Genomic DNA, 12125 nt, shown 5'->3' with positions numbered 1-12125 from the left:
GCCCTTCCGTGGTATCCCTTTTTTCTTCCTTTTAATACTTTTCCTAAAACAGCACCATAAATTTTATACTATCTCTCATTAAAGCAATTTAAACTTATTAAGGATTATCGCCGCCAAATTCTTTGCTCCAGTCTTACTGCCAAAACACTTCTTTATCTATTCCCTAACATCTTTAACCGTATTATAACCAACCCAACAAATAAAAATCCGTTCTTTTTGGTGAGTTATGAGGCTTTCTTGATAATTTTTTAAATCCTTTTTCCCCTTCGAAATAACCAATTTGTTAAAAGAATTAAAGAAAATACCGTTGGAGGACGGTAGAGGGGTATGATACAGGGTAGGACTTCTTAATATGAATAATATATGAATAATAAAGTCTTTTATTAAAGATAATAATAATACTTTTATTAAAGTTATTAATAATTCCTTTATTAGTGATAAACATAATCACTTTATTATGGATAATAATAAGTTTATTAGAAATGGACGGAAAGGTTAGGTCATTAGTTAAGGCAAGTGCCGCAAGCCTTTTTAAATAATTTAGGAGGGCAGGCAATTGCTTTGCTGGCAGGAAAAGGTGGCTCAAAAAGAGTAAAAAAGCCAACCAGTAGAGATAAAAGAAGATAGCAATTTATAAAGACGTGACAGGTAGGTTATTGTTTTCAAAAAACATAATTGGATGTATAATCGGTGGCAAAGGCATTTCTTAGCTTAATATTTCTATTAACTTGGAACCATGTCTTAACACATTTACTTTTTCTTATTCACCAAAATAATTTATCTAACTAAAATATAATTATAAAAAGTTGTTTTTAAGCAAAAATAAGAAGTAACTTTTTAATTAAAATTTTTACTTTCTTTTTAATCTTTTGTCTTATTTTATCTTTCGGTTGTAAGAAAAAGAAAGAACTTAGCGATTCAGTAACTGCTGTAATAAGTCCTAATGGTGGCACCATAGTTTCTACCGATGCAAAACTTATTTTAGAAATTCCGCCAGGAGCTCTTTCTACCCAAATTACAATTACTGTAAAAACATCTTCAGAGATTTTTGGGCAATATGGAAATTTATATTGGGTTACTTTCTCAGAAGAAAAAGAATTCACTTTTTTAAAACCTGTGACAATTAGAATTAAGTACATCCTCGCTTCGTTACCGGAAGATGCAAAAGAAGAAAATTTGCGAATAGGCTTGCTTGAACCAATGAACTGTTGGGAACTTCTTTCTAATTCTATAGTAGATAAAACAAATCGGGCTGTGAGTGCTGCTACAGAACATTTCAGCGGAGTAGGGCTTTTATATGAAATTCCTACTACTGGAACTATTAAATTGGCATTTCCTTTACTAAACAGAGTTCCTTACGGTGGTTCTGTCCAACAAACAACCGATAGCGGATATATTATCACCGGCTATACCTATTCTTTCGGTAACTACAAACCAAATGTCTATTTAATTAAAACAGATAAAAGGGACAATCTTTTATGGGAAAAATTTTTACCCTCAAACCGTAGTTATTCGGTTCGGCAGACATCTGATATGGGATATATAATTGTAGGCGATATTAAGTATTATTACCCTCATTCTTATATGGAGTGTGTTGATTTAATTAAAACAGATGAGAATAGCAATCTTTTGTGGAAAAAGACCTTTATTGAACGTTCTGGATATGGTTATTCAGTTCAGCAAACACTTGATGGTGGATATATAATTACTGGTTCTACCGGTACCAGGGGAGTTGATATCTATTTAATTAAAACCGATATGCACGGTAATACCCTGTGAGTATCTTCACTTAATCCCATACGAAACTTATCGAAATAGTTCACAATCCAAATTACTAAAATTTCCTCGTGCTTTAATTTAAAGATAACTTATTTGTGTGTTATGGGCAACTATAAAGAAGAAAGAAGCAATTTCCCTTGGAGTGATTACCCATCTTGAAAAATCTCCATATTATTGACAAAATAAAATTTTTTATTAAAATATAAAGTCAAATAGGAGGAATTATGGCTTGCGCAAAAAAGACAACCAAAAAAAAGACAACTAAGAAAAAGAAGGAATAAACTTCTCTTTGGGGCGGACTTTATATCCGCCCCTTTCCTATGAAAGAAATTGTTAATCTTTTTTCTTCTCTTTTTCCCAAAGAAGTATTAGATTTTAACAATTTCCCAATCAAATTTTATAAATTTAACGAAACAGCAATCTCTTTTTTTATCTATTATTTATACCAGAATATCAAAAAGAGTATTTTACTTCTTTTGGAAGATCAGGAAGCCTTAAATAAGATTTCTCAAAATCTCAATAATTTCTTGTCGCTAAATGAAGTTATTCTTTATTCCCAGGATTTATCAATTATCAAAAATTTAATCCGGAAAATAGCAAAAGGAGAGAATTTTGTTCTTCTTTTGCCAAAAAAATTTTTGTCTGATTTAATTCCTAAAAATATAAATGATCTTATCTTAAAAATTATTAAAAACCAATATTTCCCTTATGAAACATTAAAAAATTGGCTTTTCGAAAAGGGTTATCTTTTAACCGATTTAGTTTGGGAAGAAGGTGAGTTTGCTGTTCGCGGAAGCATTATTGATATCTTTCCTCCTGATACTATTTCACCAATAAGAATTGAATTTGAAAATGAGAAAATAATCTCTATTAGATATTTTGATGAGATAACCCAAAGATCAATAAAGGAATTAGAAGAAATTGAAATTACTGCACTCTCCGGTAATACTAAAAATCTGATTCCTTTAAAAGAGTATTTAAAAGATTTTCTTATTATTAGTGATGAAATAATTGAAGATTTAACCATCCATTATTTACTGACAGAAGAAGGAATTACCTTGCCAATCACCTCTCCTCCGAATTATTTTGGTGATTTTTCTTTATTAAAAAAAGAGATTGAAACCAGTGATTATTTTTATTATTTAATTAGCGAAAATTATTTCCCTTCTCTTTTAAAAAGTCTACCACCAGAAAAAATAAAATACCTATCGGGTTTTCTCTCAGAAGGATTGGTGATACCATCTTTAAAAATCACAATTTTAACAGAAAAGGAGATTTTTGGCTTTCCCAAAAGAAAATACCGTCACAAAAAATTTAAAGGATTACCAATCGATGATTTATTCGGTTTAAAAAAAGATGAATATGTGGTTCATCAAGATTACGGTGTAGGAATTTTCCGAGGAATTATTAAAAAGAACTTTGGTTTTGGCGAAAAGGAATATTTGATGATTGAATACCAAAACAAAGATTTTCTTTATTTGCCCGTAGAAAATTTTAATCTTTTGGAAAAATATATTGGAATTGGCGAAGAAAAACCAATAATTGACAAATTAGGTTCTCCCTTTTGGCAAAAGACTAAAGAAAGAATTTTTAAGGAATGTGAAGAATTGGCTTTTGAGATTTTAGAAATTGTTGCTAAGCGAAAATTAGCCAAAAGAGAACCTTACCAAGAAAAGGAAGAATGGGAAAGAGAACTAAAATTAACCTTTCCCTATGAAGAGACCTTTGACCAATTAAAGGTATTAACGGAAATTAAAAGGGATTTACAAAAAAATAAACCAATGGAAAGATTGGTGTGCGGAGATACCGGATTTGGTAAAACCGAAATTGCTTTGAGGACAGCCGTTTGGGCGGTGAGCAATTTTAAACAGGTTGCCTTTTTGTGTCCAACAACTTTGTTAGTTGTGCAACATTATCAAACTTTTAGAGAACGATTAAAAAACTTGCCTATTCGCGTAGAAATGTTATCGCGAATAACTCCCAAAAACAAAGAAGAAGAAATCATAAAGGATTTAAAAGAAGGAAAAATTGATATTATTATTGGTACCCAAAAACTTCTGGAAGAGAATATTCAATTTGCTAATTTAGGACTTCTCATAATTGATGATGAGCATAAATTTGGTGTGAGAGACAAAGAAAAGTTAAAAAAGTTAAAACCGGAAATCGATGTCTTATCTTTAACAGCCACACCCATTCCCCGTACTCTTTATTTAGCCCTTTCAGGATTAAAAAATATCTCGGTAATAAATACTCCGCCGGTGGGCAGAAAGGATGTGATTACTAAGGTTCTTTCCTGGGATGATGGAGTAATCAAAGAAATAATTCTAAAGGAATTAAAAAGGGATGGTCAAGTATTTTTTGTTCATAATCAAATAAAAGATTTAGAAAAATACTACGAAAAACTAAAAACCCTCTTACCAGAAGTAAAATTTGGTGTTGCTCACGGAAAACTTTCCGAAAAAAAATTAGCCCAAATTTATTATGATTTTTTAAACAGAAAATATGATGTTTTAATCTCCACAATAATTTTAGAAAGCGGCATTGATATGCCCAAGGTAAATACAATAATTGTCAATAATGCAGAAAAATTTGGTTTAGCTGACCTTCACCAACTGAGAGGAAGAGTTGGTCGCGGACCGCTGCAAGGTTATGCCTATTTTATTGTCAACCAACCGGAGAAACTTAAAGAGGTAGCTAAAAGAAGATTATCGGCTTTATTAGCCTATACCAATTTAGGTTCGGGAATGCGAATTGCTTTAAAGGATTTAGAATTGCGAGGAGCCGGTGAATTATTAGGTAAAAAACAACACGGCAATATTAAAAGAATTGGTCTCAATCTTTACTCTCAACTCTTAAAAGAAGCGATCCAAAAATTAAAAAAAGAAGAGATTACTAAAGAGCCTCATTTAAAAATTGATTTACCCGCTTATATTCCCGAAGATTTTATTGGTAATTCTTATCAAAGAATTGCTCTCTATCAAAGGCTTTTAAGATTAAATAGCGAAAGGGAATTAGAAGAATTGATTTTAGAAATAAGAGATCGTTACGGTAACTACCCTCCAATAATGGAAAATCTTTTTAAAATTGCTCAAATAAGAATTCTTGCTTTTAACAAAGGAATTAATAAAATTACTTATGAAAAGGGAATTTTTACTATTGAAAAACAGGATAAGTATCTTCAGAAAGAAGGTAACTTAGAAGATTTAATTAAAGAACTAAAAGAATGGGATTTATGAAACCCTTTTGTCAAATAAAGAATCAAATAAATAAAAAGGAGGAAAAATGCCCAGAAGAAAAATATTGGATGAAAAGAAGGCTTTTTTAGAAACCCTTAAAAAAGACGGTGTGGAGATTTTAGCCTCTTATAATGAGCCTTATAATGGTAATTGGCAAATTTTTGCTCTTATCCCCGTAGAAAAATGCGAACCAACCCCTTTCCAGAGAGAAGTTTCCGCTGCCCATCTTGCCCATTTAAAGAATTCCATTGATAAGATTGGTCGGTTCTTAGACCCAATTATTGTAGTCCGCACCGCCGATGGAAAATATTGGACACCTAACGGCTCCCATCGTCTGCATGCTATGAAAGAATTAGGTAAAGAAAAGATTGCCGCAATTATTATTCCTGATGAAAAGATAATGAACCAAATCTTAGCAATGAACATTGAAAAACCTCATAACATTAAGGAAAAGTCTCTGGAAGTTATTAAAATGTATCAACATTTCTTAGAAAAAGATACAGAAAAATTAGAAAGCGATTATGCCTTTGAATTTGAGGAGCCTTTCTATATTACTTTGGGAGTTATCTATCAAGAAAGAGAAAGATTCTCTGGTGCTGCTTATCTTCCTTTATTAAGAAGAATTGAGCAGTTTTTAGACAAACCGCTTAAGGAAGCCTACGAAGAAAGAAAAAGAAGGGCAAAAAGAATTACCGATGAGGTAGAACCGCTGGTTCAGGATATTCTTAATAAGTTCCACGAAAGAGGAATAAAATTACCTTTCTTAAAACAGATTGTTGTCTCCCAAAATAATCCTTACAAAAGAAAAAGAAAGGGAATATTTGATTTTGACGAAGGGATTAATCAATTTATCCAAAATCTTTCCCAATATGATGTAAGCAAAGTAAAAGAGGAGGAACTTTTAGAGGAGATGCCAGAAGAATAATTTTTTTAATTTCTTAATGGAAATTTTAGAGAATGCGCTAAAGGGAAAAGTAATTCACGATTTTCCTTATCCTATTAAAACTCGTAAATGTCCTCATGCTTCTTTGGTTTCTTTAACTAATCCTGGTGGTTGTGTGTATTGTTGCCCAATGTGCTATGCGCGGGCTTATCCTTGGTCAATCACCGATAAAATTATTATTTACAAAAATTTAGTAGAAAAACTATCTTCGGAAATAGAAAAATTAAATATCGCTTTTCCCTTTTATTTAAGTCAAGTAACTGACCCCCTGCAACCAATCGAAAAGATAAAAGAATTAACCTTTCAGATTGTTAGAATTTTAATTAGCAAAAGATTAAGTTTCAAAATTGTAACCAAATCGGCAAAAGGGGTGAAAGAGTTAATCGAGAAAAACAAAGAACTATTAAAGTATCCCTATTGGTTTTTGGAAATGACCGTTGAAGCCACACCTGAGAAACAGATTATTACTAGCCCTAATGCTTCACCAATAAAGGAACGGCTGGAAGTTATCAAATATCTCACGGAAAAAGGAATTGAAGTTGTTGGCCGAACTGACCCAACAATTTTGGGGCTTATTGATTGGGAAGATTTAGCGTGGCTCATTGACAATCTAAAGAATGCGGGAGTAAAACATATTATTGCTTCCTGTGGCTATTATAATAAAGTATCAATGGAAAATTTGCTTAACCGAATGAAAAATTCAATATTTAGAGAACGAATTAAAAAGGTAATCAATTTTTATCAATACCATCCAAATTCAAAAAAGAAGAAATTTCTTGCTCCTTTAAAAATAAGAATTGATTTTCATACCAAATTTAAGAAACTCTGTGAAGGAAATAATTTAACTTATGCGGTCTGCCAGGAATTACCAAAGGAGTATGACTCAAAAAATTTGGTCTCTTGCGAAGGTTCTAAAAGAAATTTTGTTCATATAAAGATTAATAAAGAATTTATACCAATTAATTGTTATGGTGATTGCCTGCGCTCCTGTCCCGATTTAAAAAATCCACCTTGTAATCTACCAATCTTTCAAAAGGAATATCCTTATAAAGGAAAAAGATTATTCCAAAAACTTTATCCTTCTTTAATCTAAATTATTGCCGTTTTATGTCTAACGGCATGACAATTGATATTTACTGCCACTGGTAAAGAAGCAATATGACAAGGAAAGGCTTCAATAAAAACTGCCAAACAAGTTATCCTACCACCAAAACCTTGGGGGCCGATTCCTAAATTATTTATTCTTTCTAACAGATCTTTTTCCATTTCCGCGTAAAAAGGATCGGGATGAATAGAACCAATCTCTCTCAATAGTGCTTTTTTCGCTAATAATGCTGCATATTCAAAAGTTCCCCCAATACCAACACCTACCACAATTGGTGGACAGGGATTAGCACCGCTTTCCTTTACTCTCTTTACCACATAATCCTTAACCCCTTCTACACCGGCTGCTGGTGTTAACATTTTAACTTCACTCATATTTTCGCTACCGCCACCTTTCGGCATAACGGTAATCTTTATTTTGTCGCCTTTGATAATTGAACAATGGATAATTGCTGGTGTGTTATCATTGGTGTTTTTTCTTCGGAAGGGATCACTCACCACCGATTTCCTTAAATACCCATCAATATATCCCTTTCTCACTCCTTCGTTAACTGCTTCATAAACATTTCCACCAACAATTTTCACTTCGTCGCCAATCTCTAAAAACACCGCTGCCAAACCAGTATCCTGACAGATTGGTACCATTTCATTTTTGGCAATCTCCGCATTTTCTAAAATTTGGCGCAAAACCTCTTTTCCCAAAGGTGATTCTTCTTTCTCAATTGCTTCTTTTACTGCTTTTTTAACATCTTCGCCTAATAAACAATTTGCTTCAATACATAATTGAGCAACTTTTTTAGTAATTTCATTTACATTAACTTCTCTCATCTTTAATCCTTTTTTAAATTAAAGCAGGTTTTAAAACCCAAATTTCTCTTTCTTTTGGTAAATTTTCTTTGCTAACTTCTATTTCTGAAACATCCAACATTTTCACATTCTTCTTTTCGACTAAAAAATCTTCTACCGGTGCAATAGGAAAATCTAATACCGGTGTTTTAAAATGCATCGGGATAGTGATTCTTGGCTTTAAAAACTCAACTATTTCACTGGCTTCTTCCGCATCAATTGTGAAATACCCCCCTACCGGAACAAAAAGAATATCTACATCACCAATTTTCCTTTTTTCTCCCTCTTTAATTTGGTGTCCTAAATCACCTAAATGCAAAAGTTTCAAATCATCAGCTATTATCAAAAATATCACATTCTTACCCCTTTCTTTCCCTTTACTTAAATCGTGATAAGTCTCAATGCCAATAAACTTTATTCCGAAAAGCTCTTTTTCTCCTGCGCCTCTCACAATTTCTGGCGTACCTTTTATTTCTTTGTAATAATTATGATCATCGTGCTCATGGCTGATAGTAACAATATGTGCCTCTTCGGTTATTGGCTTATAGCCAACTGCGCCATTATAAGCACCAGACTTGTAGGGATCAGTAATGATCTTAATATTATTGTTGGTAGTAATTAAAAAAGAAGCATGTCCTAAAAATTTAATCTTCATTATCAACCTCCATTAAATTATTCTCTTACTGAAGAGGAATAACTGAAACTCTTTTCTTATTTTTACTCACCCATTCAAAACGTACAATCCCGTCTTTCAAGGCGAAAAGGGTATCATCCGAAGCGATACCTACATTCTTACCAGGTAAAAATCTTGTTCCCCTTTGGCGAACAAGAATATTTCCTGCTCTAACAAATTCGCCACCAAAGGCCTTTATTCCTAATCGCTGACCAGGTGAATCTCGGCCATTCCTTGATGAACCTTGTCCTTTTTTATGTGCCATAAAACCTCCTTTTTAATTTATAATTATAATATTAAATTTCAAAAAATCAAACAATCTCTTCTTTTCCAGGATAGTAATAAAATACCGAATCACCGATTTCCACTCCTAAACTCTTAGCAACTACTGGACATTTTGCTTTTAAAATAAAGAAAGCATCTCTTTCTTTATCAACTAGAGATTCATAATTGGCATGCCCCTTCGCGATAACAATATCGGCTTCTTGATAATTTTTCAAAAATTCTGTGCTCACCTCATTAAAATTCACTCCCAAAAAACCTGAACCGGTATCGATAATTTCTCCCAACTTATCCAGTTCAGCCTCTTTAGCATCTTTAATTGTCGCATCATTTAAAATTGGTTCTTTCTTTACAACTATTACTAACTTTAAAAAAGATAATTGTTCTAAAAGAAGACGATCAAAATAAATCTCACCAGCATTATCTAAAACATACAAAATTTTATTAGCGCCTTTTAATTTTTCCTTAAAGATTTTATAATCATCTCTTTTAAAAGATAGATTTTTAATATGTTGTTCTAAATCAAAATTATTCTGGGGCCCAATATCGATTATATTGCCACAAGCAGCATATTTAATCGCTCCGTAAATTTTATCTTTTTCTTTTTCTAGCAATAACCTTACCTCATTTACTCTTTTTTTACCTATTCTATTCATCTCTTTTTTTAACTCTAAAAAGGGATCAGGATTTTTTAGATAATTATAAACCTCCCTAATAACATAAGAAGTAAATATACTTGGCGGATCTTCTAAAGATAAATTTCCTACCATATCCATCACTAATTTTGTTACATTAATAAAATCTTCTTCTTTTCCTTTGGAAAACAACACTATTCTTTGGGCTTGTCTAATTACACAAGGAATACAATTAGCTTCGCTTCTCATATCAAGTCTTTCTTGGTTTTTTTTCTGCTGCCGGAAATAGAACATTATTTAGAATCAGCCGATAACCAGGCGAATTTTTATGTAAAGATAAGTTTGTTGGTGGGTCACCAATCCGATGGGCATAATCTTCCGGATCATGACCACCTAAACAGGTAATTGTCCCTTTACCATAATTCTTATGAATATACTTTACCTCCTCAGTATTTTTTATCTCTCCCAAAATTAAAACATCCTTTTTTAATCTCTCTCTCCTAAAACCGACATTTTGACCAAGAAATTCTTTAACTAAAGAAACATGATTTTGGACAAGCATACAAGGAACCGGGTCATATTTTGCTGAAAAATCAAAGAGAGAAAAATAAACCTCTTCTCCCCGACCGATTGCTTCTAAATAAGTGTCAATATCTGAATGTTCATATAAATAAGGATCAGTATATACCACAAAATTTTCAAACAAAAGACAATTATCATAATTTAATTTTCCTTGATAATTTGGGTCAACACCGTCGCCATCAAATTCTTTGGGAACAATATCAGTAGCCTCGGCTGCCAAAGCAATATCCGGTGTATCAGCCGATGAACACATAGCGAAAACCATTCCACCATCATAGATATACTTCTTAATCTCTTTCACTACTGCCAATTTTAATTGAGATACTTTCTTAAATCCTAATTTCTTTGCCATCATTTCATTTATCTTTACTTCTTCCTTATACCAGTCAGCATCCCTATAAGAAGCAAAGAACTTACCATATTGACCGGTAAAATCTTCGTGATGGAGATGAAGCCAATCATATTTATAAAGTTCTCCTTTCAAAACCTCTTCATCCCATAAAGTTTTATAAGGAATCTCGGCATATTCTAATGCCAATCTTACCGCGTCATCCCAGGGCTCTTTGTTTGGCGGTACATAAACTGCAATCTTTGGCGCCTTTTCTAATAAAATAGAAGCCATATTATTTTCCTCTATTATCTTTCTTATTTCGCTCTCTTTATTAATATCTACATATTCAAAACTTACCCCTTTTAATTTACATTCTTTGATAACAAAATCATTATCCGGAAATAGAAAAGAGCCTCCCCGATAATTCAAAAGCCATTCCACTTTTATCCCCTTTTCTAAAGATCGGTAGGCAATTCCATAAGCCCTTAAATGGTCCGATTGGCTTAAATCCATTGGAATTAATATTTTATTTAATATAATAAATAATAATATCATCTTAAAATCCTTGTTCCAACTTTTCCTTTTAATGCTTTACCAATATTTTCGGGAGATGTAATGATAACCACTTTCCCGCCGTTCTTCAAGAAATTTATTGCCGCTTCAATCTTTGGTCCCATACTTCCTTTTGGAAAATGACCTTCCTTATAATACTTTATAATTTCAGAAAGAGTAACCTTTCTTAATGGTTTTCTATCTTTCTTACCATAATTTAAATAGACATAAGGAACCGCTGTTGAGATAATAAATAAAGAAGCATTTAACTCCTTGGCAAGTAATGAACCTGTTAAATCCTTATCAATTACACAGGCAATCCCAAAATAATCACCATTCTTCTCAATCACACCAATTCCGCCTCCGCCACCAGCAATCACAATCTTACCTTCCTCCAACAATTTTCTAATTGCAGAAATCTCAATAATCCTTTTTGGTTTTGGCGAAGGGACAACCCTTCTAAATCCCCGATAAGCATCTTCCACAAAAACCCAACCATATTTTCTTTTTAAAACTTCCATCTCCTCTCTCGTATAAAAAGGTCCAATGGGCTTAGAAGGTTTTTTGAAATCCTCATCATTTTCATTAACCAAAACTCTCGTAATAACAGTAACCACCTCTTTATCAATTTTATTTCTCTTTAATACATTGGTCATCGCCAAGCTTATCATATAACCAATCTCCCCCTGAGTCATCGCATTCGCACAATCCAAAGGCTCCTCCGGTAAGAAATTCCTTGATAGATGATTCTTTAAAAGTAAATAACCAACCTGCGGTCCATTACCATGAGTAATCAAAAGTTCATAACCATTTTCAATAACCGGAACTAAATTTTCACAGGTCTCATAAACGGTATTTAATTGGTCATCAAATGAAATTCCACCGCCTTCTTTAATTAAGGAATTGCCACCAATCGCACAAACGCATATTTTCTTCATTATTAATTTTAATTAACTATTAATAAAAATTCAATACTTTATTAATATATTCTTACAAATTGTTTTAAAGATTATTAATAAAGGTATATCCAAGGTGGTATAGTATATAGTCCCCTATCCAAAGGGGCAAATATATTTAAGTTATGTAATTTCAATAACTTATATAAAATTTTTGTGAAATAAAAAGTTTCCATAGAGGAAACTTTAAACTTTTGTTTTTCCCT

At 32.4% G+C, this 12125-nt stretch carries 11 protein-coding genes; 4 read left to right on the top strand and 7 right to left on the bottom strand.

Features of this window, described 5'->3' with window-relative positions:
• Positions 1–812: 812 nt before the first annotated feature.
• Positions 813–1139, bottom strand: coding sequence for a hypothetical protein (locus tag ABIK75_03860; protein MEO0090220.1), 327 nt, complete (start codon positions 1137–1139; stop codon positions 813–815).
• Between the two features lie 61 nt (positions 1140–1200).
• On the opposite strand from ABIK75_03860, the gene ABIK75_03855 reads away from it, so the two are divergent.
• The 4 genes from ABIK75_03855 to ABIK75_03840 all read left to right on the top strand — a co-directional run bounded on the left by ABIK75_03855 (position 1201) and on the right by ABIK75_03840 (position 7051).
• The gene (locus tag ABIK75_03855; GenBank protein MEO0090219.1) at positions 1201–1779 is read left to right on the top strand and encodes a hypothetical protein; all 579 of its coding nucleotides are present in this window, start codon (positions 1201–1203) and stop codon (positions 1777–1779) included.
• Between the two features lie 320 nt (positions 1780–2099).
• On the top strand, positions 2100–5015 hold the full coding sequence (mfd, locus tag ABIK75_03850; GenBank protein MEO0090218.1) for a transcription-repair coupling factor: 2916 nt from the start codon (positions 2100–2102) through the stop codon (positions 5013–5015).
• A gap of 46 nt (positions 5016–5061) precedes the next feature.
• Positions 5062–5940, top strand: a complete 879-nt coding sequence (locus tag ABIK75_03845; protein ID MEO0090217.1) for a ParB/RepB/Spo0J family partition protein — start codon at positions 5062–5064, stop codon at positions 5938–5940.
• Between the two features lie 16 nt (positions 5941–5956).
• Positions 5957–7051, top strand: a complete 1095-nt coding sequence (locus tag ABIK75_03840; protein MEO0090216.1) for a radical SAM protein — start codon at positions 5957–5959, stop codon at positions 7049–7051.
• Here ABIK75_03840 and ABIK75_03835 read toward each other — a convergent pair.
• From ABIK75_03835 to arcC, 6 genes are read right to left on the bottom strand one after another with little or no spacing between them, the layout of a single operon-like run.
• Positions 7048–7890 (bottom strand): fumarate hydratase, encoded by an 843-nt coding sequence (locus ABIK75_03835; GenBank protein MEO0090215.1) that lies wholly within the window; start codon positions 7888–7890, stop codon positions 7048–7050. The two genes, ABIK75_03840 and ABIK75_03835, sit on opposite strands and share 4 nt — an antisense overlap.
• 13 nt (positions 7891–7903) lie before the next feature.
• The gene (locus tag ABIK75_03830) at positions 7904–8563 is read right to left on the bottom strand and encodes an MBL fold metallo-hydrolase (GenBank protein ID MEO0090214.1); all 660 of its coding nucleotides are present in this window, start codon (positions 8561–8563) and stop codon (positions 7904–7906) included.
• A 25-nt stretch (positions 8564–8588) separates the two neighbouring features.
• The gene (gene rpmA, locus ABIK75_03825; protein MEO0090213.1) at positions 8589–8846 is read right to left on the bottom strand and encodes a 50S ribosomal protein L27; all 258 of its coding nucleotides are present in this window, start codon (positions 8844–8846) and stop codon (positions 8589–8591) included.
• Between the two features lie 46 nt (positions 8847–8892).
• A complete protein-coding gene (locus ABIK75_03820) occupies positions 8893–9747 on the bottom strand; it encodes an ARMT1-like domain-containing protein (GenBank protein MEO0090212.1) in 855 nt (284 codons plus the stop codon).
• Between the two features lies 1 nt (position 9748).
• Positions 9749–10966 (bottom strand): asparagine synthetase B, encoded by a 1218-nt coding sequence (locus ABIK75_03815; protein ID MEO0090211.1) that lies wholly within the window; start codon positions 10964–10966, stop codon positions 9749–9751.
• Entirely contained in the window at positions 10963–11901 is a 939-nt protein-coding gene (arcC, locus tag ABIK75_03810; GenBank protein ID MEO0090210.1) for a carbamate kinase, read from the bottom strand. Before arcC ends, ABIK75_03815 begins: the two co-directional genes overlap by 4 nt.
• Between the last annotated feature and the right edge of the window lie 224 nt (positions 11902–12125).

This window comes from candidate division WOR-3 bacterium, assembly GCA_039801725.1.
Classification (GTDB): Bacteria; Hydrothermota; Tepidihabitantia; order Tepidihabitantales; family DTDR01; genus DTDR01.
This window is presented reverse-complemented; position numbering and strand designations above follow the sequence as displayed.

What these genes read in the sequence shown, in the direction of transcription:
- rpmA (MEO0090213.1), bottom strand. Translation starts at nt 8,846, where the DNA reads ATGGCACATAAAAAAGGACAAGGTTCATCAAGGAATGGCCGAGATTCA.
- ABIK75_03835 (MEO0090215.1), bottom strand. Translation starts at nt 7,890, where the DNA reads ATGAGAGAAGTTAATGTAAATGAAATTACTAAAAAAGTTGCTCAATTA.
- ABIK75_03860 (MEO0090220.1), bottom strand. Translation starts at nt 1,139, where the DNA reads ATGTACTTAATTCTAATTGTCACAGGTTTTAAAAAAGTGAATTCTTTT.
- ABIK75_03845 (MEO0090217.1), top strand. Translation starts at nt 5,062, where the DNA reads ATGCCCAGAAGAAAAATATTGGATGAAAAGAAGGCTTTTTTAGAAACC.
- ABIK75_03820 (MEO0090212.1), bottom strand. Translation starts at nt 9,747, where the DNA reads ATGAGAAGCGAAGCTAATTGTATTCCTTGTGTAATTAGACAAGCCCAA.
- ABIK75_03830 (MEO0090214.1), bottom strand. Translation starts at nt 8,563, where the DNA reads ATGAAGATTAAATTTTTAGGACATGCTTCTTTTTTAATTACTACCAAC.
- ABIK75_03840 (MEO0090216.1), top strand. Translation starts at nt 5,957, where the DNA reads ATGGAAATTTTAGAGAATGCGCTAAAGGGAAAAGTAATTCACGATTTT.
- arcC (MEO0090210.1), bottom strand. Translation starts at nt 11,901, where the DNA reads ATGAAGAAAATATGCGTTTGTGCGATTGGTGGCAATTCCTTAATTAAA.
- ABIK75_03855 (MEO0090219.1), top strand. Translation starts at nt 1,201, where the DNA reads ATGAACTGTTGGGAACTTCTTTCTAATTCTATAGTAGATAAAACAAAT.
- ABIK75_03815 (MEO0090211.1), bottom strand. Translation starts at nt 10,966, where the DNA reads ATGATATTATTATTTATTATATTAAATAAAATATTAATTCCAATGGAT.
- mfd (MEO0090218.1), top strand. Translation starts at nt 2,100, where the DNA reads ATGAAAGAAATTGTTAATCTTTTTTCTTCTCTTTTTCCCAAAGAAGTA.